This is a genomic window from Streptomyces sp. NPDC054047 (assembly GCF_055585065.1).
Genome location: NZ_JBVJKV010000002.1, coordinates 855,040 through 877,174 on the forward strand (window position 1 = coordinate 855,040; position 22,135 = coordinate 877,174).

The following is a 22,135-nucleotide window of genomic DNA, read 5'->3' on the forward strand; positions in this document are numbered from 1 at the left end:
GACGGATGAACGAGAGCGGTGGGATCAGCGAGGCGGACCTGGCGGTCTTCCACGAGATGATCGGCAGGCTCCGCGAGCTGCCGGTCGACGACCCGGTACGGCTGCGCGCCGAACAGGTCGCCGCCTCCTTCGCCCGCGACGGACGGCTGCGCAGGCGCAAGGCGCGCGGGGCCGAACTCTCCGCCGCCGACGCCGCCGTGATGGCGGCCACCGCCACCGGGGCCGACGGCCGCCGCGAGGACGCGCCGCTGGTCGCCGAGGGTGCGGCAGGGGTCTTCCGGAGGCCACGGCCCTGCTATGTCTGCAAGGCGTCGTATCGACAGGTCGACTCCTTCTACCACCGGCTCTGCCCCGACTGCGCGGGCGACAACCGTGCCCGGCGCGCGCTCACCACCGATCTGAGCGGGCGCCGCGCGCTGCTCACCGGGGGCCGCGTGAAGATCGGCTTCCAGCTGGCCCTGATGCTGCTGCGCGACGGCGCCGAACTCCTGGTCACCAGCCGCTTCCCGCACGACACGGAGCGGCGCTTCCGCGCGGTGCCGGGCAGCGAGAAGTGGCTCGACCGGCTCACGGTGCTCGCCGTGGACCTGCGTGACCCGCGCCAAGTCCTCGGTCTGTGCGAGGAGTTGCGGAAAGAGGGTGAGCCGCTCGACATCCTGGTCAACAACGCGGCGCAGACGGTCCGTAGGCCGCCCGAGTCGTACGCGGCCCTGGCGGCGGGGGAGTCCGCGGAACTGCCCGCCGGGGCCCGGGGCGCGCCCGGGTTCCGGCCGATGCGGACGCCGGAGGGCTCGACCGCGACGCGGGACGCGCTCGCCCTGGTCCTGCCGGAGTCCGAGGTCCTGCCCGGGTCGGACGTCCTTCGCGCGGCCGACGAGGCGGGTCTGCTGCCCGATCCCTCGCCGGAGAACTCCTGGTCGGCCCGGCTCGGCGGCCTCGACCCGGCCGAGGTCCTGGAGACCCAGCTGGTCAACGCGCTCGCCCCGGCCCTGCTCTGCGACCGGTTGCTGCCGCTGCTGCTGGCCTCGCCCCGCCCCCGCACGTACATCGTCAATGTCACGGCGGTCGAGGGCCGCTTCGCGGTGCGCAACAAGATGCCCGGGCACCCGCACACGAACATGGCCAAGGCCGCCCTGAACATGCTCACGCGGACCAGCGCGGCCGAACTCGCCGAGCGCGGCGTGCACATGTGCGCCGTCGACACCGGCTGGATCACCGACGAGAACCCCGCACCCAAGAAGGACCGCATCGCCGGCGCGGGCTTCCGCACGCCCCTGGACGTGGTGGACGGCGCGGCCCGGATCTACGACCCGATCGTGCGGGGCGAGGCGGGCGCGCCGCTCTCGGGGGTGTTCCTCAAGGACTACCGGGAGGCGGAGTGGTGAACACCTCCGCCCGAGGGACGGCCTGAAGCGGGAGGGTACGATCCGTCCCAAGGGCGGGGTCGTAGCGCAGAGGCAGTCGCGGCGGTCTCCAAAACCGGAACACGCTGGTTCGAATCCAGCCGCCCCGCCCCCTCCTTCTCGATGGCCGGCCGCCCCGCCCCTCCCGACGACCCGCTCCTCGGCAATTCGCTGTCCCCGGGCCGCTCCCGCCGGGCAGAATCCGCGCATGGCTCTGCCCGAGAAGTCCGCCGCCCGCCATCTGCTCTCCGACCTCGACCCCCTGCCGTATCCGCGGCGCATGCGGGAGATCGCCGAGAGCGCCCGGGACTTCGCGGGGCGCGGCGCGCTGCGGCCCGTCCTGGAGGAGCTGGAGGGCGGCGGCCCCTACGAGCGCGGGGTGGCCGTCGTGCTGGCCTGTGCGGGCCGGGACACCGAGTGGACCGCGGCACGGATCGCCGACCCCGACGCCTTCGTGCGGGGGCACGCGCTGCGGGCCGCGGAGAGTCACCGGGTGCCGGACGCCGCGTTCGAGGCCGCGCTCCAGGACGCTCCCGAGGCGGTGCGGCGGCAGTTGCTGCGCGCGATAGTTGCCGGGCGGCGCACCGCGCTCGCCGATCGCGTCATCGACCCGCTGCGCCACCAGTGGGGTGACGTGGAGGCTGCCCGGCTGCTGCCCGGCTGCTCGGGCCCTGTGGTGGAGCGGCTCCTGCCGGAACTCTTCCATGCCGTGCGGGGGTGGCGGCCGTTGGCGAGGCGGCATGCGGGTGCGCTGTTCGACGTGGCGGCGCGCGAACTCGGCGCGCTGCCCGAGGCGCTGCGGGACGGGTGGTGGCAGCGGTACGCGGCGGGGATGGCGGCGGCCACGGAGGCGGATCCGGTGCGAGTGCTCGACCTGCTCGACCGGTTCGCGCCCAGCGCGTTCCCCCGTCAACTCCGCCCCCGTCTCGGCGTGCTGGCCGACGCGGCGCCCGGCCGCGTCCTCGCGATCCTCTCCGGCACCTGGGGCCGGTCGCTGCGGCGCGGCGGTGCGCTCACGGCCTCCGTGCTGCACAAGCTCGCCCGCTCGGGAGCGCCCGAACTCCTCACGTACGCCCGTACCGTCGCCGACGACTCCGCCGGCCTCGCCCGGCTGATGCTCGCGCACGCCCCCGCCGAGCGTGCCGCCGTCCACGCGCGGGCCGTCGAGGGGCGCGGCGCGGGATACGCCACCGTCGACGCCGTCATCCTCGCCGCGCTGCCCCGCAGCGCCGTGGCCGACGAGGCGCGCCGGGCGGCCGAGCGGGCCAAGGAGCGGGGCGGGCAGTGGAGTTCCGTGCTGCTCGCCGAGTCCTTCCTGCCCTGCGCCGAGGTGCGCGAGCGGCTCGTGGCGGCGACCCGGCGGCCCGCCGCCGACGACCGCGCCGAGGCGTGGCCGCTGCTCGTCCGCAATGCGGCACGCTCCGGCAGCAGGGCCCACGTCACCGCCGTACTCGAAGAGCTGACCCGGCTCGTGAACGAGCAGGACCCCGTACGGGCCGCGGCGCTGTCCGCGCTCGCCGAGACCCGGCCCGCCCTCTTCGGCGCCGAAGCCGAACCGCTCCTCGACCGGATCTCCGCGGACGCCGTCGCGGCCCGCGACTCCTCGCACCGCACCCGAGGCAGCCTCAGCCGTCTGGCCGTCGCCGTGCTGCGCGAGCACGCGGCGGGCGGGCGGCGGGAGTTGGTGAACTGGGCGCTGCGCACCCTGGTCCGGATCTCCGGCAACACCGGCGGCGCCGACCTCGGACGCCTCGACCACACCCTGCGCCGCGGCCAGGAGCACGCCGTGTTCGAGGCGCTGCGCCCCTGGATCGAGGCGGGCGCGGAGAAGGCCGACTACAGCCTCGCCTTCGCGCTGGCCCGCGCGGTCGGCCGACGTGCCGCCGGGATGGCGGAGCTTCAGGAACTCCTGTGGCAGGCCGTCCGGTTCGGCGGCAACGCGACCGTTTCGCGGGCGGTCGACCTGTGGCTCGAACCGCCCGCCACCCGCGACGAACGCGTCGCCCGCGTCCTGGCCCAGGACCCCTCGACGGCCGTGCTCGCCCCGGTCCACTCCGTGCTGTGCGCCCGCCGCACGGACCTGCTCGACCCACTCCTGTCCGGCACACCGCCGTACGGGCGGTTCCTGACCAAGGGCGCGGCCTGGACCGTGCCCGCCGAACCCACCCGGGTCCAGCGTTGGCTGCCACGCCAACAGGAAGCACTGGCAAGGCAGTTGGCGCGCAGCGCGAGTGACGCGGGTCTCCCGCGGTGGGACCGTGCGCTGGCGATCGCCCGCAGCGCGCACATCCCCGGCGCGGGGGAGGAGACCGTCCGCCGCTGGACCGGGTCGCCCGACACCGTCCTCGCCGAGGCGGCGCTCGGCGCCCTCGCCCACGTCTCGCGGCCGGGGGATGCGCTGCCCGAACTGCTCGCGCACGCCGGGGGCGAGCGGGCGCGGGTCGCGGTGTACGCGGCGACGCAGGCGTCCCGGCACGTCCCGCCGTCCCGGCTCGCCGCGCTGCTGCGCGACGTCCTGTGCGGGCCAGGCAAGAAGGTGACCAGCCGCAAGGAGGCCGCGCGCCTCGCCGCCGTGCGGCTGCCCGCCCCCGAGGCGGCGGCGCTGCTCGGCGACGCCTACGAGGCGCCGGACGCCCACCGCGACGTACGGGCGGCCTGTGTCGCCTTCGCGGGCGGGCTGCTCGGCGAGGAGCGGGTGTGGGGGCTGCTGCGGGATGCGGCCGGGGGCGAGGCGGTGCTGCGGACGGCTGTGCTGCGGGTGCGGCCGCTGGATCTGGCTCAGGGGTATCGCGAGCGGTACGCGCGTCTCGTGCGCGAAGTGGTCGGCGCGGACGACGACGAGGCGGCGGGCCCGGCGCTCGCCGCGCTGGCCCGGTGGGCGCCGTGGTCGCCGGACGCGGCCTCCGTGCTCGCGCAGGCGGCCGCGGATCTCGACCGGCGGGCCACGTGGCAGGTGGCGGCGCGGGGCCTTGTGACGGCGGCGGCGACGGCGCCGCACGGCGAGGAGGCACTGTGCGGGGCGCTCGCGGCCCTCGCGGGCTCCGATGCGGCCCCGTCGCCGGACCGGGATCTGCCCGCGCGGCGGCGGATCGAGTACGTGGCGCAGTCGCTGGCCGGAGAGGGCGAGGTGTACCGGGCCGCCGCCCTGCGGGCGGGCGAGCTTCTCGCCGGGTACGGGGATTTCGTGCCGCAGGCCGCCGAGCTGCTCGCCGGTGCGGTCGCACTGGACGCCGCGCCCGCGGAGGTGGGGGCCGCGCTGTCGCGCCTCGCCCGGCTGCACGAGGGGCGGCCCGCGCTGGCCGTGGCCACGGCGTCGACGCTGGGCTCGCGCCTCGCCGACCCGGAGTCGGCGGAGCGGGTGGCCCCGCTGCTCGCGGTGGCACGCCGGCTGGCGGAGGACGGAAGCCACGCGGCCGGTCTCTTCGCCGTGGCGGCGGCCGAGTCCCTCGGGGAGCGAACGGACTGGGCGGGCCCGTGGAGGGAGCTGCTGACGTCCCTGCGGGCCCACGGCGTCCCGGACGTGCGGGACGCCGCGCTGACGGTGTGCACGTCGTACGAGTGATCGTGGACCCGGCAGCCCGCAGGGCAGGGGACTACTTGCCCCGCGCTGCCATCCGCGCCTTGCGCGCGGCCAGCTTCTCGTCGAACTTGCTCGCCTCGGTGTCGAGGCCGTTCATGTAGAGCCCGAGCTCCTCCTGCGCCTTGAGACCCTGGGGGCCGAGCCCGCCGATCTCCATGACCTTCAGGTAGCGCAGGACGGGCTGGATCACGTCGTCGTGGTGGATGCGCATGTTGTAGATCTCGCCGATCGCCATCTGCGCGGCGGCCCGCTCGAAGCCGGGCATGCCGTGTCCGGGCATCCGGAAGTCGACGACGACGTCGCGCACGGACTGCATGGTGAGGTCCGGGGCGAGCTCGAAGGCCGCGCCCAGGAGGTTGCGGTAGAAGACCATGTGCAGGTTCTCGTCGGTGGCGATGCGCGCCAGCATGCGGTCGCAGACCGGGTCGCCCGACTGGTGGCCCGTGTTGCGGTGCGAGACGCGGGTCGCGAGCTCCTGGAAGGCCACGTACGCGACCGAGTGCAGCATCGAGTGGCGGTTGTCGGACTCGAAGCCCTCGGCCATGTGCGCCATGCGGAACTGCTCGAGCTTGTCCGGGTCCACGGCGCGCGAGGCCAGGAGGTAGTCGCGCATCACGATGCCGTGGCGGCCCTCCTCGGCGGTCCAGCGGTGCACCCAGGTGCCCCAGGCGCCGTCGCGGCCGAAGAGGGAGGCGATCTCGTGGTGGTAGCTGGGGAGGTTGTCCTCGGTCAGCAGGTTGACGACAAGGGCGATCTTGCCGATGTCGGTCACCTTGGACTGCTCGGGCTCCCAGGCCTGGCCGTCCTCGAAGTAGCCGGGGAAGTTCCTGGCGTCGGAGAACGGCACGTACTCGTGCGGCATCCAGTCCTTCGCCACCTTCATGTGGCGGTTGAGCTCCTTCTCGACCACTTCTTCCAGGGCGAACAGCAACCGGGCATCGGTCCAGTCGTCCGTGCTGCCGAGATGAGGAGAGGTGATCGTCACGGGGGCTCCAGGGGGGACGGGAGATTTTTTACGGACTACGTGCGTAGGGGTTACGCGGTAGCACTAGCGGGTGCTACCTACCTACGGTGTCGTAGGTTACGTTGCCGTAGGTTAAGCGCTCCGTAAAGTGCTTGCGACGGCGGGGCTCTTGTGCCCCTCCTGCCCCACCCGCCCCAGCACTGGTCAGGAGTACAGCTCCCTGAGCCGCACTGAGAGGCATGTCACACAGCCTTCGAGCTTCTCGAACTCGCTGATGTCGACTACGACCGGGTCGAACCCGAGGTCCGCGAGCAGCTCCGCGCTCTTCGGCGCGCTCGCCGCCAGGAGCAGTTTCGAGCCGCCGAGCAGCACCACGTGCGCCCCGGACTCCTCGGGCACCGGCAGGAAGCGCGGGAAGAGCGAGGGGGTGTCCACGAGCGGCGGGTGGCCGATGACCGTGCCGTCCGGCAGCGCCGTCACCGCCGACTTCAGGTGCAGGACCCTGCTGACGGGCACGGCCACGACCCGCGCCCCCAGCGGCTCGAAGACGGCCCGCAGCTGCCGGACGCCGGCCGCGTTCGTGCGCCCGCCCGTCTCCCGCCCCCGCCCTTCCAAAGAGGCGCTGCGCGCCGCACCTCCTGATCCACGCCCCACGTAGATCGTGTCGTCGATCTTGAGGATGTCGCCGCCGTCCAGCGTGCCCGGCTCCCACACCCAGTTCACGGAGGCCCCGAGCCGGGCCACCGCCTCCTCCACGCCCGCGGTCTCCGCCCGCCGCGACTCGGCGCCGGGCCGGGCGATCAGCGCCACGTTGCGGAAGACGACCACCGTGTCCTCGACGAAGACCGAGTCCGGGCAGTCGTCGGCGGGTTCCACCTCGACCGTCTCCCAGCCGTGCGTCCGCAGCGCGTCGGCGTACGCCTCCCACTGGTCGAGGGCGAGGCCCGCGTCGACCGGGGCCCGCTCGACATGCGTGACCAGGCCTTCGGCGAGGCGCGGGCTGGGGCGGCGGATCAGCGCTTTCCGGCTGGGCACGACTGGGTCTCCGTAGGTGCGGGAGCGGCGGGGCGCCCGGTCCGGCGGGGGCCGGATCAAGGCGCTGCCGCACATCATGCAGCGTGCAAGGGGTCCAGGCCCAGGTCTCGTCGCAGATGAGCGGCGGTGAACGAGCCGTCCGCGTCGACCAGCTGCTCCGGAGTGCCCTCGAAGACGACCCGGCCGCCGTGCTTGCCGCCGTCGGGGCCCAGGTCGATGACCCAGTCCGCGTGCTTGACGACCTGGAGGTTGTGCTCGACGACGAGCACGGTGTTCCCCGCGTCCACGAGCCGGTCCAGGAGGGCGAGCAGGCCGTCCACGTCCGCCATGTGCAGTCCGGTCGTCGGCTCGTCCAGGACGTACGTCGTGCCCGTGCGGTGCAGCTGCGTGGCGAGCTTGATGCGCTGGCGCTCGCCGCCCGACAGGGTGCTCAGCGGCTGCCCGAGCGTCAGGTAGGTGAGCCCCACGTCGTGCAGGGCCCGCAGCCGGCGGCGCACCGCCGTGTCGTCGACGGCGGCGAGGAACTCCAGGGCGCGCTCGGCCGTCATGTCGAGCACGTCGGCGATGGAGCTGCCGTCGACGGTCAGCCGCAGCACCTCGTCCTTGAAGCGGCGCCCCTCGCACGCCTCGCAGGTCGTCGTCACCGGGTCCATGAACGCCAGGTCGCTGTAGATGATCCCGCGGCCCTGGCAACTCGCGCACGCGCCACGGGAGTTGAAGCTGAAGAGCCCCGTCTCCTGGCCGGTCTCCCGCGCGAACAGCTTGCGCAGCGAGTCCATGATCCCCAGGTATGTCGCCGGGGTGGAGCGGCCCGAGATGCCGATGCCCGACTGGTCGACGACCACCGCGTCCGGATGCCCGGCGACGAACGCCCCCGACACCAGCGTGCTCTTGCCCGAGCCCGCGACGCCCGTCACCGCCGTGAGCACCCCGGTCGGCACGCACACGCTGACGTCCTTGAGGTTGTGCAGATCGGCGCCCTTGACCCACCGGCCGCCGATGGCCTCGCGCGGGCTCTCCTTGATGCCCGTGGAGCGCCTCAGATGCCGTCCCGTGAGCGTGTCCGCGCGGCGCAGCTCGTCCGGCGTCCCCTCGAAGACCACCAGGCCGCCGCCGGTGCCCGCCGCGGGGCCCATGTCGACGACGTGGTCGGCGACGGCGATGACGTCCGGGTCGTGCTCGACGACCAGGACGGTGTTGCCCTTGTCGCGCAGGCGCAGCAGCAGGTCGTTGAGCCGGCCCACGTCGCGCGGGTGCAGGCCGATGCTGGGCTCGTCGAAGATGTACGTCATGCCGGTCAGGCTGGAGCCCAGGTGCCGCACCGTCTTCAGGCGCTGGCCCTCGCCGCCGGACAGCGTGGACGTCTCGCGGTCGAGGCTGAGGTAGCCGAGGCCGATCGCCTCGATCCGTTCGAGCGCCGCGACGGCCGCCGCCGCGATCGGTCCCGCCACCGGGTCGTCGATCGGCTCCAGGGCGGCGATGAGGTCGGTGACCTCCATGCGCGAGCAGTCGGCGATGTTCAGGCCGTCGATGCGGGTGGCCAGCGCCGCCGCGTTGAGCCGCGCGCCGTCGCAGAGGTCGCACCTGCCCTCGACGAGGAAGCGCTGCACCAGGTCGCGGGTCTTCTGGGAGAGCGTCGACAGATCGCGGTTGAGGTAGAGCCGCTCGAAGCGGTCGGCGAGCCCTTCGTAGTCGATGTCCCGCGCGCCGCCGGTGTTGTCGACGCTGACCTTGCCGCTGTGCCGGTCGCCGTGCATCAGGAACTGCCGCTGTGCCGCGGTGAACTGTCCCACCGGCTTGCGCGTGTCCAGGTCGGGGGTGTTGGTGTACGTCTGGCCGTGCCAGGTGCCCGCGGCGAACGGCGGGAAGAGGATCGCGCCGTCCGCCAGGGACTTGGCGGGGTCCAGGATGCGGTCGTAGTCGGGCCGCACGGTCTTGCCCAGGCCGTGGCACCGGGGGCACATCCCCGAGGGGTCGTTGAACGAGTAGGCGGTCGCGGGACCGGCACTCGGTGTGCCGTGCCGCGAGAACAGCACGCGCATCACCGAGTAGATGTCCGTCATCGTGCCCACCGTGGACCGGGAGTGTCCGCCGATCGGCCGCTGGTCGACGACGATCGCGGGCGAGAGCTCCTCGATGGTGTCCGCGTGCGGCCGCTCGTACTTCGGCAGCCGGTTGCGGACGAACCACGTGAAGGTCTCGTTCAGCTGGCGCTGCGACTCGACCGCGATCGTGTCGAACACGACCGACGACTTCCCCGACCCCGATACGCCGGTGAAGACCGTGAGCTGGTCCTTCGGGATGCGCAGGCTCACCTCCTTGAGGTTGTTCTCACGGGCTCCGGTGATCGTGATGTATTGGTGCATACACCCGAAGCTAGCCAAAATACCCGACACCTTCTGTCGGGATTTCCTTCATTTCGCCGTCCAGCAGCAGCCAGCGCGTGATGCCGATCGACTCCAGGAACGGCACGTCGTGACTGGCCACGATCAGCGCTCCCTCGTACGACTCCAGGGCCGTGGCCAGCTGTTTCACGCTCGCCATGTCGAGGTTGTTCGTCGGCTCGTCCAGCATCAGGAGCTGCGGCGCGGGCTCCGCGAGCAGCAGCGCGGCCAGCGCGGCCCGGAACCGCTCGCCGCCCGACAGGGTCGCCGCGCGCTGGTCGGCCCGCGCCCCCTTGAACAGGAAGCGGGCCAGGCGGGCCCGGATCCTGTTGTTGGTGGCGTCGGGGGCGAAGCGCGCCACGTTCTCGGCCACGGTCAGTTCGTCGTCGAGCACGTCGAGCCGCTGTGGCAGGAAACGCAGCGGGACGTGCGCCCGCGCCTCGCCCTCCACGGCTTCCAGCTCTCCGGCGATGGTGCGCAGGAGCGTGGTCTTGCCCGCGCCGTTGCGGCCGACCAGCGCGATCCGTTCGGGGCCGCGCAGCTCGAACTCGCCCCGCACGCGCGCTCCGTAGCGCAGCGAGAGCTCGCGCAGGGTGAGTACGGTGCGGCCCGGCGGGACCGCGGTGTGCGGCAGGTCGACCCGGATCTCGTCGTCGTCCCGCACCGCGTCGACGGCGTCGTCGAGGCGCTCCTTCGCCTCGCTGAGTTTCTCCTCGTGCATGATGCGGTGCTTGCCCGCCGACACCTGGGCCTGGCGCTTGCGTTCGCTCATGATGACCTTGGGCTCGCGCTTGGTGTCCCACATCTTCTGGCCGTACCGCTTGCGGCGGGCCAACTTGACCTGGGCGTCGGCCAGTTCGCGCTTCTGCTTCTTCAGGTCCGACTCGGCGACGCGCACCATGCGCTCCGCCGCCTCCTGTTCGGCGGCCAGTGCCTCCTCGTACGCGGTGAAGTTGCCTCCGTACCACTTGACCTCGCCGTCCCGCAGGTCGGCGATCTGGTCGACCAGGTCCAGGAGTTCACGGTCGTGGCTGACCACGACCAGGACCCCGGACCAGGCGTCGACGGCCGCGTACAGGCGCCGCCGGGCGTACAGGTCGAGGTTGTTGGTGGGTTCGTCGAGCAGGAGCACGTCGGGGCGGCGCAGCAGCAGCGCGGCAAGGCGCAGCAGCACCGACTCGCCGCCCGACACCTCGCCGGTGGTGCGGTCCAGGCCGATGTGGCCAAGGCCCAGCTGATCGAGGGTCGCGACGGCGCGCTCCTCGACGTCCCAGTCGTCACCGACCGCGGTGAAGTGCTCCTCGGCCACGTCGCCCGCCTCGATGGCGTGCAGGGCGGCGCGCGTCGCGGCGATGCCGAGCACCTCGTCGACGCGCAGACCGGTGTCGAGGGTGACGTTCTGTGGCAGATATCCGATGTCGCCCGCGACGCGCACGGCGCCGTCGCTCGGCGCGAGTTCACCGGCGATGAGCTTCAACAGGGTTGACTTCCCTGATCCGTTGACGCCGATGAGTCCGGTCCTGCCGGTCCCGAAGGCGGCCTGGAGCCCGTCGAAGACGCCGGTGCCGTCCGGCCAGGTGAAGTCGAGGGAGGTGCACGTGATGGAGGTGGGGGAAGTAGACATGGGGTCCTCGCGGTTGCGTGAGATGAAGCGCGGTCAGGGGCACGCGTTTCGGGGGCACCGCGAGGCGCGACGGATCGGGCGGAAGCAGCGTCGTCAGGAGGCGAGGGCGGAAAAATGGGCCCTGCGCCGGGGGACGGCTCGAACGCCGAGGTCGCACGCTACGCACACGGCCGAGCCGTGTGACGCGGTGACTCCAGACCTCAGACGAGCAACGTCCTACTCCTATCGGCGACAACAGAACCGTTATACACCGTAGGGTGCGACCCGATGGCTGTCAACGATTTATCGTGACCGCGAACAAGGAGGCCCGATGCCTTTTGGCTCGCTCTCACTGCCGACCCGGATCTTCCTGCTGGCCTGGGACACCGGCCGGAACCGGATCGCCGGCGCCCCCGACCTGCACTACGCGGTGCGGGCCTGCGCGCTCGCGGAGCTGGCCCAGCGCGGATTCGTCTCGGATGTGGGCGGCATCGTCACACCGGTCTTCGGCGCGCGCACGGGAGATCCGGCGCTCGACTCGGTCCTCGAACTCGTCGAGGAGTCCCGGCCCCGCAAATGGAGCGGCTGGATCACCCACAAGTCCCACGCCACGCAGGACGCGGTGCGCGACCAGCTGGCGGCGGAGGGCTATCTGCGGATGGAGCGCACCCGCATCCTCGGGGTCTTCCCCTCCCGGCGGTACGAGCTCGAGCGCGCCGGTTACGTCGAGGTCCTGCACGCCGAGGCGCTGGCGGTGCTGCGCGGTCCGGTGCCGGTGTCCGAGGTCCCCGCGGGCGACGCGGCCCTGGTGGTGTGCGCGGCGACGGGCAAGCTGCGCGGCATCATCTCGGGCAAGGACCGCAGGCAGTACAAGGACCGCCTCGACGCGCTGACCGACCGCAGCGGGGCCCCGTCCCCGGAGCTCCCCGAGCTGATGCGGGGGCTGCGCAAGGCGCTGGCGTCGGCGGTCTCGTACGCGGAGGCGGCGAGGTCGAGCGGCGGGGGCGGCTGAGGGACCGGCGATGGCGCCGGTTCAGCAGGCGTCCCGCATCAGGTCGGCGAGGTCCTGGTCCAGGTCGACGTGCAGATGCTCGTCGCCCGTGGGCACCAGGGTCAGGGAGCGGTGCAGGAAGCGGCGCAGCTCGCCCGTGCGGATGTGGACGATGGCCGTGCCCTCGGGGGCGTGGAACTCCACTACCGTGCGGTCGAAGCCGTACGGCCGCACGCGGACGTCGCCGTCGCCCACCGCCTGCTCCATGCCCTGGGAGAGCAGCTCGCGGGCGAAGGTCCAGTAGACCTCGACGCCCTCAAGGGTGGCCGGGGCGGGGAAGCTCATCCGGACGGCGAACGGATCGCCCTGGTCGTAGTGCAGCGTCGCGGGAATGGTCTGCATCCGCGGCGCGGCTGCGACGAGGCGGGCCTCTACGGCTTGCTCGATGGTGTTGGACAACGCCTGCTCCCTCAACTACAGCTGGACGACTCGGGTCGGCACTTGGATAGACGTCGGAATGACGGAATCCGTGCACGCGAACACCGAGTGACCTCGGTCACCGCGTGCTCTTCACCGTCTTCACAGGAATTCCGGAAGGAATCCTGCGTTCCGGTGGTAACTTCGCCCGCCATGAAGTCCTTGGGGAAGACGAGACGGTCGCGGTCGGTGGGTCGTGCGGTGTCGGTGGGGCTGTGCGGGGCGGCTCTCGCCGCGACGGCCCTTGCCCTGCCAGGGCTCGCCCAGGCGGCGCCCGCCCCGGCGGGTCAGCCGCAGCGCGGCGGCCCGGTGAGTCAGCCGCAGCACGGCGGCTGGGACCTCAAGGGCAGCGGCACCGACGCCCGTTTCCGCGGTCTCGCCGCCGTCAGCCGGGACACCGCCTGGGTGGCCGGCGCGAAGGGCACCGTGCTGCGCACGTCGGACGGCGGCGACAGCTGGCGCGACGTCTCCCCGCCCGGAGCGGGGGAGCTGGAGTTCCGCGACATCGAGGCCTTCGACGGCCGCCGCGCGGTGGTCCTGGCCATCGGGGAGGGCGAGGCCTCGCGGGTCTTCCGCACGGCGGACGGCGGAGCGACCTGGACGGAGTCCTTCCGCAACACCGACCCCAAGGCCTTCTACGACTGCATGACGTTCTTCGACCGCCGCCACGGCCTGGCGATGAGCGACCCGGTGAACGGCAAGTACCGCATCCTGTCCACCGCCGACGGCGGCCGCTCCTGGAAGGTCCTGCCCGACAAGGGCATGCCCGCCGCCCAGGAGGGCGAGTCGGGCTTCGCGGCGAGCGGCCAGTGCCTGGTGAGCTCCGGCACCCGCGACGTGTGGCTGGCCACCGGCGGAGCGGCGCGCGCGCGGGTGCTGCACTCCGCCGACCGCGGCCGCACCTGGAGCGCCACCGACGCCCCGATCCCGGCGGGCGACCCGGCCCGCGGCGTCTTCGGCCTCGCCTTCCGCGACCGTACGCACGGCATCGCGGTCGGCGGCGACTACCGCGCAGGCCAGCCGTCGCCAAAGGCCGCGGCCACCACCGGCGACGGCGGCCACAGCTGGACCACGTCCGCCGCGCCGCCGCCCGCCTACCGCTCCGGGGTGGCCTGGCTGCCCGGGAGCCGCCGGGGCGCCCTCGCGGTCGGGCCGACCGGCACGGACGTCACGGCGGACGGCGGGCGCAGCTGGCGGACGATCGACACGGGGTCGTACGACACCGTGGACTGCACGCGCGACCGGGCCTGCTGGGCGTCCGGCGAGAAGGGCCGGATCGCGCGCTGGGAGCGGGACTAGCGCTGCTGCGGCCGGCAGGGCTAGGGCAGTTCCTGCCGGTAGGGGGCGAGTTCCGGGGCCGTCTTCGTGGCGATGAACTCGGTGATGCGGTACTCGCAGACCTCGGCGACCACGAACGGGTCGCTCGCCGCGATCTCCTCGATCGCCGCACGGTCGTCGGCGACGGCGAGGATCACGCCGCCGTCGCGCGGATTCTTGCGCCCGGAGGCGATGAAGACGCCCTGCGCGTACAGCTGGTCGAGCCAGGCGACGTGGGCCTCCAGCTCCTTGTCGACGGCGGACACGGGCGCGGTGTAGGTCAATTCGAGAACGAACATGATCGCGAGGCTACCGCCGCGCGTCGCCGGCGTGGCCGCGGGCAGGTGCGTTCGCTTTATCCCGTATCCGTAGCAAGTGTGAACTCACCTTGTGTGCACGGTGTGAAAGCGCCTCGACCCGGCGTGTAGTCGACTCCTATGCTGACCGCTCAACCGGCCGGTCCATGAGCTGACTTCGTGGTGCGCGGCCGGTCCATTTCTGCCGGGAGTTCACTTTGCTGTACAGGAAGACCGCTTTGCGCGTTGCCGCACCCGTGGCCGTGCTCGCCCTCGCGCTGACCGGATGCAACGACGACAAGGCGTCGGGTTCCGCGGACGAGAAGCCCAAGGCCAAGGCCAGCGCGAAGCCGTCGCCCGAGTCCGGGGGCGAGATGGGGGCGGGCGAGAGCGCCACCGGCAAGGTGAAGGAGGGCGACGCCGACGTCACCTACGAGATCACCGCGCAGAAGGTGGACCTGGGCACGGAGGCCGACACCAAGAAGATGGTGTCGGACCCCAAGAAGGCCAAGGGCCTGGTCCCGGCCATCTCGTACGTGAAGTACACGCACAAGTCCGGCGCGCCCCTCACCGAGACCCCGGACGCCAACGACGGCACGACCATCTGGGCGGACGGCCGGCGCGGCACCCTGGTCATCGGCGCCGCCGACGACGCGCCGGGCTGCGAGGACGCCCTGGACATCGAGGGCTGGAAGCAGGGCGAGAGCCACGTCCTGTGCGACACCTACCTGGTCCCCAAGGACGCCAAGGACCTGGAGATCCACTGGTCCGAGGAGGACGGCGAGCCGTTCACCTGGAAGTTCGCGGCCAAGTAGCGCACGGCGGGGGCGGGTCGAGCTCAGCCCGCCCCCGTGTTCGGCCGCTCCCTGCCCGCTCTCTCCCGCTCTCTCCCGTTCACGGGCCGACTCCGGCCCGGGGCGAGGCAAGACCTAGTCTTGACCGCACCATGACGACCCACGCCGCCGCCCTCGCGCACATCCCCGCCGACTGGCCCACCGACGAACAGGCCGCCCGCGCCGTCCAGGACGGACTCCGCACCCGCGTCGTGCTCGACGAAGTGGGACCGCGGCCGGGCACGGGACACGTCACGGGGGTCGACGTCGCCTACGACGACGAGCGCGACCTCGTCGCCGCCGCGGTCGTCGTCCTGGACGCCGCGACGCTCGACGTCGTCGAGGAGGCCACCGCGGTGGGCCGCGTGGCCTTCCCGTACGTGCCGGGCCTGCTCGCCTTCCGCGAGATTCCCGCCGTCCTCGCCGCCCTGGGGGAGCTCGAAGCCGCCCCGGGCCTCGTCGTCTGCGACGGCTACGGCATCGCGCACCCCCGCGGGTTCGGCCTCGCCAGCCACCTCGGCGTCCTCACCGGCCTGCCCACGATCGGCGTGGCCAAGAACCCCTTCACGTTCACGTACGGGGCTCCCGGCGCGCCTCGGGGCAGCGCGGCTCCCCTCCTCGACGGAACCGAGGAAGTCGGCCGCGCCCTGCGCACCCGCGAGGACGTCAAACCGGTCTTCGTCTCCGTGGGCCACCGCGTGAGCCTGGACAACGCCTGCGCCCACACGCTCGCCCTGACGCCGCGCTACCGCCTCCCGGAGTCGACGCGGCGCGCGGACGCCCTGTGCCGCGCGGCCCTGCGCGAGGCGATCGCTAGCGCGACGCCGCCACCCGGAACCTGAGCCCCGCCGCCGTCAGCCGGGCGGTCAGCGCGTCGCCCATCGCCACGGCGGTGGTCAGCTGCCCCGCCACGTCCGGCAGATCGTCGTCAAGGGCCAGGCACAGTGCCGCCTCGGCCAGCATCTTCGCCGTCTCGTCGTACCCCGGATCGCCGCCCGAGACCTCCGTGAACACCCGCTTGCCGCCGCCCTCGCCGACGAACCGCACGGAGAACCAGCTCTCCGCGCGCCGCCGCTCGCTTGGCCCCTCGCCCGGCTTGAGCCGCGAGGACAACCACCGCCGCGCGGGCGGCAGTTGCGCCGCGGCCACCAGGGTGCTGACGGCCGCCGCGCCGCCCACCGCGAAGGGCAGGGTCTTGACGGCCGCGTAGTGCCGGTAGCGGAAGTCGGGCCCGTAGCGTTCGAGGGCCCGCGCCGAGCGCTGCACGACCTGCGGGTCGATCGTCGGCAGGGGCAGGGCCCAGGCGCCGACCTCGCCGTCGTAGCGGGGCGCGCCCGGCGGTGCGTACGCCTTGCGGCCCACCAGGCGCGGCTCGTGCCGTCGCCGGTCCCGCGCGGCGGACAGCATCTGCGGGCCGCGCGCGAACTGGGCGAGCGCGGAGGCGAACGTGCCGCCGGAGAACGTCGCGTTGCTGCGCACGAACCCGTCGACGCGCAGCGGCACCCCCTCCGGGAGCCGGCGCACCGTGAAGTACGCGCCCAGGTCGTGCGGCACCGAGTCGAAGCCGCAGGAGTGCACGAGCCGGGCGCCCGTCTCCCGTGCGCGGGCGTCGTGCCGCACGTACATGAGGTCTACGAACTCCGGCTCCCCGGTGAGGTCCACGTAGTCCGTGCCCGCCTCCGCGCACGCGGCGACGAGCTCCTGGCCGTACGCGAGATAGGGGCCCACGGTGGTGGCGACCACGCGCGCCTGCCCGGCCATCTCCCGCAGGGACGCCGGGTCCGCCACGTCCGCGCGGACGAGGGGGAGTTCCGCGCAGGCCGGGTGGGCCTCGGTGAGCGTCTCCCGCAGCCGCTCCAGCTTGCCGGTGTCACGCCCCGCGATCGCCCAGCGCAGCCCGTCGGGCGCGTGCGCGGCGAGGTACTCCGCGGTCAGCACGCCGACGAAACCGGTGGCTCCGAAGAGGACGATGTCGTACGTGCGGTCCGCCGCACGCTCCTTGCCGTTGCCGTTCTGACTGGTCATGGCACCTCTCTGCCGTGCACCCCGCGCCGATGTCGGTGGCCGAGGCTAGCGTGAGGAGTCGGCGTTGTTACCAGGAGGTACCCCATGGCTGTCCTGAAGAGTGCCCTGACGAAGTGGGAACGGGTGCGCGACTTCGCGCTCGGGATGCCGGGCGCCGTCGAGGAGTTCCCGTGGGGCGAGAGCGTCGCCAAGGTCAACAAGAAGGTGTTCGTCTTCCTCGGAACGGACGACGGAAGCTACCCACTGGGCATCACCGTCAAGCTCACGGACGAGGCGGCGCACGCCCATGCCCTGACGGCGCCGGGCGCGGAGCCCGCGGGCTACGGCCTGGGCAAGGCCGGATGGGTGCGCGTCCCGCTGGAGGAGAGGGGCGCCCCGGCCGCCGACCTGCTCTGCGACTGGGTCGAGGAGAGCTACCGCACGATCGCCACGAAGAAGCTGGTCGCGGAACTGGACACCCGCTCCACGTGACCCGATTTGTCTAAGCGCTTGCTTGCTAGGGTCTTGTGTTGAGTGGAACACGTTCTTAGCATCACTGGTGTTACATCAGTTGTGTCATAGCGCTGGGGGCTCAATGGCAGTGCCGGACAAGGGTGTTCACGGACCGCTCGCCGGGGTGCGTGTGGTCGAGCTGGCGGGCATCGGGCCCGGCCCGTTCGCGGCCATGCTCCTCGCCGACCTGGGCGCCGACGTCGTACGCGTCGACCGGCCGGGCGGCGGCGGCCTCGCGATCAATCCCGAGTACGACGTCACCAACCGCAACAAACGCTCCGTGATCGTCGACCTCAAGGCGGCGGACGGCGCGGACCGCGTCCTCGACCTGGTCGACCGCGCCGACGTGCTCATCGAGGGCTACCGCCCCGGCGTCGCCGAGCGCCTCGGCGTCGGGCCGGGCGCCGCTCACGCCCGCAACCCGAAGCTCGTCTACGGACGGATGACCGGCTGGGGGCAGGAGGGCCCGCTCGCCCAGCGCGCCGGGCACGACATCGCGTACATCGCCATCACCGGCACCCTCGGCATGATCGGCAATCCGGGAGAGCCGCCCACCGTCCCCGCGAACCTCGTCGGCGACTACGCGGGCGGCTCGCTCTACCTCGTCGTCGGCATCCTCGCGGCCCTGCACCACGCCCGCGAGCACGGCACGGGGCAGGTCGTGGACGCCGCGATCGTCGACGGCACCGCCCACCTCACGTCGATGATCCACGGCATGCTCGCGGCCGGCGGCTGGCAGGACCGGCGCGGCGCCAACCTCCTGGACGGCGGCTGCCCCTTCTACGGCAACTACGAGACCGCCGACGGCGGTTACATGGCCGTCGGCGCCCTTGAGCAGCAGTTCTACGACGAGTTCATCGCCCTGCTCGGCCTGGCGGACGAGGCGCCCGCGCGCAAGGACCCGGCCCGCTGGGGCGAGCTGCGCGAGGCGGTCGCCGCCCGCTTCAAGGCCCGCACGCGCGAGGAGTGGACGGCCGTCTTCGAAGGCTCCGACGCGTGCGTCGCGCCCGTGCTCTCGCTCTCCGAGGCCCCCGATCACCCGCACCTCGCCGCCCGCGGCACCTTCGTCGACCACGGCGGCATCACCCAGCCCGCTCCCGCCCCCCGCTTCTCCACGACCCCGACCCACGTCCGCAGCGGCCCCGCCCAGCCGGGCGCGGACACCGAGGACGTGGCCCGCGACTGGGACGTACCGGCCCTGCGGGGCACACCCACGAAGGAAGACGACTGATGCAACTCTCCGCACCTCTCGCCTACGCGGGCGACCCGCGCCAGGCCGCCGACGACGTCGCGGCCCTGGAGTCCGCCGGTCTGGACGCCGTCTGGGTGGCGGAGGCGTACGGCTTCGACTCGCCCACCATCATGGGCTACCTGGCCGCGCGCACCGAGCGTATGAAGATCGGCGCGGCGATCCTCAACGTCTACTCGCGCACCCCCGCGCTCATCGCCCAGACCGCCGCCGGACTCGACGCGATCTCCGGGGGCCGGGCGATCATCGGGCTCGGCGCCTCGGGCCCGCAGGTCGTCGAGGGCTGGCACGGAAAGCCGTACGACAAGCCCCTGGCCCGCACCCGCGAGGCCATCGAGCTGACCCGCCGCATCCTGCGCCGCGAGGTCATCGACCACCACGGCATCACGGACATGCCGCTGCCGAAGGAGAAGGGCGGCAAGCTGGGCAAGCCGCTCAAGATCCTCACCAAGCCGGTGCGTTCGCAAGTGCCGCTGTACGTCGCTTCCCTGGGCCCCGCGAACGTCCGGATGACCGCCGAGATCGCCGACGGCTGGCTGCCCACCCTGTTCATCCCGGAGAAGGCCCACCAGGTGTGGGGCGCACCGCTCGCCGAGGGCAGGGAGAAGCGCGATCCGGCGCTCGGCCCGTTGCAGACGGTCGCCGGAGGACTGCTCGCCATCGGTGACGACGCGGCCGCCGTACGGGATTTCGCCCGGCCCCAGATCGCCCTCTACGTAGGCGGCATGGGAGCTGTGGGGAAGAACTTCTACAACGACCTCGCGGTCGCGTACGGCTACGAGAAGGAAGCCAAGCTCATCCAGGAGCTGTACCTCTCGGGCAAGAAGAAGGAGGCCGAGGCCGCCGTCCCGGCCGAGTTCTGCGAGCTCATGTCGCTGTGCGGCCCCGAGAGCTACGTCCGCGAGCGCGTCGAGGCCTTCCGCGAGGCAGGCGTCGACATGCTCAACGTCATTCCCGTCGGCCCCGAGCCGGCCAAGTTGATCGAAACCGTCAAGGGCTGGCTCTAGGGCTCCAGGAGGCCGTACGTGAAGCGACAGATCTTTACCGCCGAACACGAGGCGTTCCGCGAGACCGTCCGCACCTTCCTGGCCAAGGAGGTGCTTCCCCACTACGAGGAGTGGGAGAAGGACGGCATCGTCAGCCGTGACGCCTGGCGCGCCGCGGGCAAGCAGGGGCTGCTCGGACTCGCCGTGCCCGAGGAGTTCGGAGGCGGCGGGAACACCGACTTCCGCTACAGCGCGGTCCTGGCCGAGGAGTTCACCCGCGCGGGCGCGGCCGGGCTCGCGCTCGGCCTGCACAACGACATCATCGGCCCGTATCTGACCTCCCTGGCCACCGACGACCAGAAGCGGCGCTGGCTGCCCGGCTTCTGCTCCGGCGAGATCATCACGGCCATCGCGATGACCGAACCGGGCGCGGGCTCCGACCTCCAGGGCATCCGCACCACCGCCACCGACCAGGGCGACCACTGGCTGCTCAACGGCTCCAAGACGTTCATCTCGAACGGCATCCTGGCCGACCTCGTGGTCGTCGTCGCCAAGACATCGCCGGAGGGCGGCGCCAAGGGGCTGTCCCTCCTGGTCGTCGAGCGCGGCATGGACGGCTTCGAGCGGGGCCGCAACCTCGACAAGATCGGCCAGAAGTCCCAGGACACCGCCGAGCTGTTCTTCAACGACGTACGCGTCCCCAAGGAGAACCTCCTGGGCGAGCTCGACGGCGCCTTCATCCACCTGATGACGAACCTCGCGCAGGAGCGCATGGGCATCGCCGTCGCGGGGATCGCCGCCGCCGAGCACCTCCTGGAGATCACCACCACGTACGTCAAGGAGCGCGAGGCCTTCGGGCGCCCGCTCTCCAAGCTCCAGCACATCCGCTTCGAGATCGCCGAGATGGCCACCGAGTGCGCCGTCACCCGTACGTTCCTCGACCGCTGCATCGTGGATCACTCGAACGGGGAGCTCGACGCCGTGCACGCGTCGATGGCCAAGTGGTGGGCCACCGAGCTGCAAAAACGCGTCGCCGACCGCTGTCTGCAACTGCACGGCGGATACGGCTACATGACGGAATACCGCGTCGCCAAGGCCTTCACCGACGGCCGCATCCAGACGATCTACGGAGGTACGACCGAGATCATGAAGGAGATCATCGGCCGCTCCCTGCTCGCCTGAGCCTTCCTCCACCCTCACCTGCACAGTTCTTTGCGAAAGGCTGCTGTCTTGACCACCGAAGCGTACGTATACGACGCGATCCGCACCCCGCGCGGACGCGGCAAGGCCAATGGCGCCCTGCACGGCACCAAGCCGATCGACCTCGTCGTCGGCCTGATCCACGAGATCCGGGCGCGGTTCCCCGACCTGGACCCGGCGGCCGTCGACGACATCGTCCTCGGCGTCGTGGGCCCCGTCGGCGACCAGGGCTCCGACATCGCGCGCATCGCGGCCATCGCCGCCGGGCTGCCGGACACGGTGGCGGGCGTGCAGGAGAACCGCTTCTGCGCCTCGGGCCTCGAAGCGGTCAACATGGCCGCGATGAAGGTGCGTTCGGGCTGGGAGGACCTCGTCCTCGCGGGCGGCGTCGAGTCGATGTCGCGCGTCCCGATGGCCTCGGACGGCGGCGCCTGGTTCGCCGACCCGATGACCAACTACGAGACGGGCTTCGTGCCGCAGGGCATCGGCGCCGACCTGATCGCCACCGTCGAGGGCTACTCGCGGCGCGACGTCGACGAGTACGCGGCCCTGTCCCAGGAGCGTGCCGCGGCCGCCTGGAAGGACAACCGCTTCGAGAGGTCCGTCGTACCGGTCAAGGACCGCAGCGGCCTGGTCGTCCTGGACCACGACGAGTACATGCGTCCCGGCACCACCGCCGACTCGCTCGCCAAGCTGAAGCCGTCCTTCAAGGACATCGGCGACCTCGGCGGCTTCGACGCCGTCGCGCTGCAGAAGTACCACTGGGTCGAGAAGATCGACCACGTCCACCACGCGGGCAACTCCTCCGGCATCGTGGACGGCGCCGCGCTCGTGGCCATCGGCACCAAGGAGGTCGGCGAGCGCTACGGCCTCACCCCGCGCGCCCGCATCGTCTCCGCGGCGGTCTCCGGCTCCGAGCCGACCATCATGCTCACCGGCCCCGCCCCCGCCGCGCGCAAGGCGCTCGCCAAGGCGGGCCTGACCATCGACGACATCGACCTCGTCGAGATCAACGAGGCCTTCGCGGCGGTGGTGCTCCGCTTCGTGAAGGACATGGGGCTCTCGCTGGACAAGGTGAACGTCAACGGCGGCGCGATCGCGTTGGGCCATCCCCTGGGCGCGACCGGGGCGATGATCCTGGGCACGCTGGTGGACGAGCTGGAGCGCAGGGACCTGCGGTACGGCTTGGCCACCCTCTGCGTGGGCGGGGGCATGGGTATCGCCACGATCGTGGAACGGGTGTAGCGCCGCTGGGGCTGGGGCCGTCGCCGACCGCGGGTGCGTCGTGGTTGCTCGCGCA

Annotated in this window: 18 protein-coding genes and 1 tRNA gene; 12 read left to right on the plus strand and 7 right to left on the minus strand. The window is 72.3% G+C overall.

Annotated features, from left to right (window positions below):
- The first annotated feature begins 5 nt into the window (after nucleotides 1–5).
- The 3 genes from ACZ6ZP_RS10330 (at nucleotide 6) to ACZ6ZP_RS10340 (ending at nucleotide 4,965) form a co-directional block, all read left to right on the plus strand.
- Nucleotides 6–1,385, plus strand: coding sequence for an SDR family NAD(P)-dependent oxidoreductase (locus tag ACZ6ZP_RS10330; protein ID WP_383823228.1), 1,380 nt, complete (start codon nucleotides 6–8; stop codon nucleotides 1,383–1,385).
- 53 nt (nucleotides 1,386–1,438) lie between these two features.
- A tRNA-Trp gene (locus ACZ6ZP_RS10335) sits at nucleotides 1,439–1,514 on the plus strand.
- A gap of 97 nt (nucleotides 1,515–1,611) precedes the next feature.
- Nucleotides 1,612–4,965 carry a hypothetical protein gene (locus ACZ6ZP_RS10340; RefSeq protein WP_469406346.1) on the plus strand — a complete coding sequence of 1,118 codons (3,354 nt, stop codon included), beginning with the start codon at nucleotides 1,612–1,614 and terminating at the stop codon, nucleotides 4,963–4,965.
- A gap of 31 nt (nucleotides 4,966–4,996) precedes the next feature.
- Here the strand turns inward: ACZ6ZP_RS10340 and ACZ6ZP_RS10345 are convergent, their stop codons facing one another.
- The 4 genes from ACZ6ZP_RS10345 to ACZ6ZP_RS10360 all read right to left on the minus strand — a co-directional run bounded on the left by ACZ6ZP_RS10345 (nucleotide 4,997) and on the right by ACZ6ZP_RS10360 (nucleotide 10,990).
- On the minus strand, nucleotides 4,997–5,968 hold the full coding sequence (locus ACZ6ZP_RS10345) for an acyl-ACP desaturase (RefSeq protein WP_351161079.1): 972 nt from the start codon (nucleotides 5,966–5,968) through the stop codon (nucleotides 4,997–4,999).
- Between the two features lie 183 nt (nucleotides 5,969–6,151).
- On the minus strand, nucleotides 6,152–6,982 hold the full coding sequence (locus tag ACZ6ZP_RS10350) for a dimethylarginine dimethylaminohydrolase family protein (RefSeq protein ID WP_366462399.1): 831 nt from the start codon (nucleotides 6,980–6,982) through the stop codon (nucleotides 6,152–6,154).
- Between the two features lie 74 nt (nucleotides 6,983–7,056).
- A complete protein-coding gene (locus ACZ6ZP_RS10355) occupies nucleotides 7,057–9,348 on the minus strand; it encodes an excinuclease ABC subunit UvrA (protein ID WP_351161083.1) in 2,292 nt (763 codons plus the stop codon).
- Between the two features lie 10 nt (nucleotides 9,349–9,358).
- Nucleotides 9,359–10,990, minus strand: a complete 1,632-nt coding sequence (locus ACZ6ZP_RS10360; protein WP_361461480.1) for an ABC-F family ATP-binding cassette domain-containing protein — start codon at nucleotides 10,988–10,990, stop codon at nucleotides 9,359–9,361.
- Between the two features lie 310 nt (nucleotides 10,991–11,300).
- Here ACZ6ZP_RS10360 and ACZ6ZP_RS10365 point away from each other — a divergent pair, with 310 nt between their 5' ends.
- The gene (locus ACZ6ZP_RS10365; protein ID WP_469406348.1) at nucleotides 11,301–11,981 is read left to right on the plus strand and encodes a GOLPH3/VPS74 family protein; all 681 of its coding nucleotides are present in this window, start codon (nucleotides 11,301–11,303) and stop codon (nucleotides 11,979–11,981) included.
- A gap of 21 nt (nucleotides 11,982–12,002) precedes the next feature.
- Here the strand turns inward: ACZ6ZP_RS10365 and ssgD are convergent, their stop codons facing one another.
- Complete coding sequence (gene ssgD, locus ACZ6ZP_RS10370) at nucleotides 12,003–12,419, minus strand: spore wall synthesis regulator SsgD (RefSeq protein WP_351161090.1); 417 nt, start codon at nucleotides 12,417–12,419, stop codon at nucleotides 12,003–12,005.
- Between the two features lie 171 nt (nucleotides 12,420–12,590).
- Between ssgD and ACZ6ZP_RS10375 the strand changes: the two genes are divergently transcribed.
- Nucleotides 12,591–13,736: a WD40/YVTN/BNR-like repeat-containing protein gene (locus tag ACZ6ZP_RS10375; protein ID WP_469406349.1), complete on the plus strand. Its 1,146-nt coding sequence runs from the start codon at nucleotides 12,591–12,593 to the stop codon at nucleotides 13,734–13,736.
- A 20-nt stretch (nucleotides 13,737–13,756) separates the two neighbouring features.
- Here ACZ6ZP_RS10375 and ACZ6ZP_RS10380 read toward each other — a convergent pair whose 3' ends face one another.
- Nucleotides 13,757–14,053: a YciI family protein gene (locus ACZ6ZP_RS10380; RefSeq protein ID WP_361461474.1), complete on the minus strand. Its 297-nt coding sequence runs from the start codon at nucleotides 14,051–14,053 to the stop codon at nucleotides 13,757–13,759.
- 215 nt (nucleotides 14,054–14,268) lie between these two features.
- On the opposite strand from ACZ6ZP_RS10380, the gene ACZ6ZP_RS10385 reads away from it, so the two are divergent.
- Nucleotides 14,269–14,865: a hypothetical protein gene (locus ACZ6ZP_RS10385; protein WP_351161097.1), complete on the plus strand. Its 597-nt coding sequence runs from the start codon at nucleotides 14,269–14,271 to the stop codon at nucleotides 14,863–14,865.
- A 131-nt stretch (nucleotides 14,866–14,996) separates the two neighbouring features.
- Nucleotides 14,997–15,725: an endonuclease V gene (locus ACZ6ZP_RS10390; protein WP_361461469.1), complete on the plus strand. Its 729-nt coding sequence runs from the start codon at nucleotides 14,997–14,999 to the stop codon at nucleotides 15,723–15,725.
- Here the strand turns inward: ACZ6ZP_RS10390 and ACZ6ZP_RS10395 are convergent.
- The gene (locus ACZ6ZP_RS10395; RefSeq protein ID WP_351161102.1) at nucleotides 15,697–16,908 is read right to left on the minus strand and encodes a saccharopine dehydrogenase family protein; all 1,212 of its coding nucleotides are present in this window, start codon (nucleotides 16,906–16,908) and stop codon (nucleotides 15,697–15,699) included. The two genes, ACZ6ZP_RS10390 and ACZ6ZP_RS10395, sit on opposite strands and share 29 nt — an antisense overlap.
- Before the next feature lie 84 nt (nucleotides 16,909–16,992).
- Here ACZ6ZP_RS10395 and ACZ6ZP_RS10400 point away from each other — a divergent pair, with 84 nt between their 5' ends.
- The 5 genes from ACZ6ZP_RS10400 to ACZ6ZP_RS10420 all read left to right on the plus strand — a co-directional run bounded on the left by ACZ6ZP_RS10400 (nucleotide 16,993) and on the right by ACZ6ZP_RS10420 (nucleotide 22,080).
- Complete coding sequence (locus ACZ6ZP_RS10400) at nucleotides 16,993–17,379, plus strand: MmcQ/YjbR family DNA-binding protein (RefSeq protein WP_361461466.1); 387 nt, start codon at nucleotides 16,993–16,995, stop codon at nucleotides 17,377–17,379.
- A gap of 103 nt (nucleotides 17,380–17,482) precedes the next feature.
- Nucleotides 17,483–18,631 (plus strand): CaiB/BaiF CoA transferase family protein, encoded by a 1,149-nt coding sequence (locus ACZ6ZP_RS10405; protein WP_469406351.1) that lies wholly within the window; start codon nucleotides 17,483–17,485, stop codon nucleotides 18,629–18,631.
- Nucleotides 18,631–19,656 carry an LLM class F420-dependent oxidoreductase gene (locus tag ACZ6ZP_RS10410; RefSeq protein WP_366462393.1) on the plus strand — a complete coding sequence of 342 codons (1,026 nt, stop codon included), beginning with the start codon at nucleotides 18,631–18,633 and terminating at the stop codon, nucleotides 19,654–19,656. Before ACZ6ZP_RS10405 ends, ACZ6ZP_RS10410 begins: the two co-directional genes overlap by 1 nt.
- 18 nt (nucleotides 19,657–19,674) lie before the next feature.
- On the plus strand, nucleotides 19,675–20,817 hold the full coding sequence (locus tag ACZ6ZP_RS10415; RefSeq protein ID WP_351161112.1) for an acyl-CoA dehydrogenase family protein: 1,143 nt from the start codon (nucleotides 19,675–19,677) through the stop codon (nucleotides 20,815–20,817).
- Nucleotides 20,818–20,865: 48 nt separating this feature from the next.
- Nucleotides 20,866–22,080, plus strand: a complete 1,215-nt coding sequence (locus tag ACZ6ZP_RS10420; protein WP_468611818.1) for an acetyl-CoA C-acetyltransferase — start codon at nucleotides 20,866–20,868, stop codon at nucleotides 22,078–22,080.
- Nucleotides 22,081–22,135 lie beyond the last annotated feature (55 nt).

Excerpts from the sequence above, each read along its gene's own strand:
- ACZ6ZP_RS10330 (WP_383823228.1), top strand. The coding sequence starts at position 6 with ATGAACGAGAGCGGTGGGATCAGCGAGGCGGACCTGGCGGTCTTCCAC.
- ACZ6ZP_RS10340 (WP_469406346.1), top strand. The coding sequence starts at position 1,612 with ATGGCTCTGCCCGAGAAGTCCGCCGCCCGCCATCTGCTCTCCGACCTC.
- ACZ6ZP_RS10355 (WP_351161083.1), bottom strand. The coding sequence starts at position 9,348 with ATGCACCAATACATCACGATCACCGGAGCCCGTGAGAACAACCTCAAG.
- ACZ6ZP_RS10360 (WP_361461480.1), bottom strand. The coding sequence starts at position 10,990 with ATGTCTACTTCCCCCACCTCCATCACGTGCACCTCCCTCGACTTCACC.
- ACZ6ZP_RS10365 (WP_469406348.1), top strand. The coding sequence starts at position 11,301 with ATGCCTTTTGGCTCGCTCTCACTGCCGACCCGGATCTTCCTGCTGGCC.
- ACZ6ZP_RS10375 (WP_469406349.1), top strand. The coding sequence starts at position 12,591 with ATGAAGTCCTTGGGGAAGACGAGACGGTCGCGGTCGGTGGGTCGTGCG.
- ACZ6ZP_RS10380 (WP_361461474.1), bottom strand. The coding sequence starts at position 14,053 with ATGTTCGTTCTCGAATTGACCTACACCGCGCCCGTGTCCGCCGTCGAC.
- ACZ6ZP_RS10390 (WP_361461469.1), top strand. The coding sequence starts at position 14,997 with ATGACGACCCACGCCGCCGCCCTCGCGCACATCCCCGCCGACTGGCCC.
- ACZ6ZP_RS10395 (WP_351161102.1), bottom strand. The coding sequence starts at position 16,908 with ATGACCAGTCAGAACGGCAACGGCAAGGAGCGTGCGGCGGACCGCACG.
- ACZ6ZP_RS10400 (WP_361461466.1), top strand. The coding sequence starts at position 16,993 with ATGGCTGTCCTGAAGAGTGCCCTGACGAAGTGGGAACGGGTGCGCGAC.
- ACZ6ZP_RS10405 (WP_469406351.1), top strand. The coding sequence starts at position 17,483 with ATGGCAGTGCCGGACAAGGGTGTTCACGGACCGCTCGCCGGGGTGCGT.
- ACZ6ZP_RS10410 (WP_366462393.1), top strand. The coding sequence starts at position 18,631 with ATGCAACTCTCCGCACCTCTCGCCTACGCGGGCGACCCGCGCCAGGCC.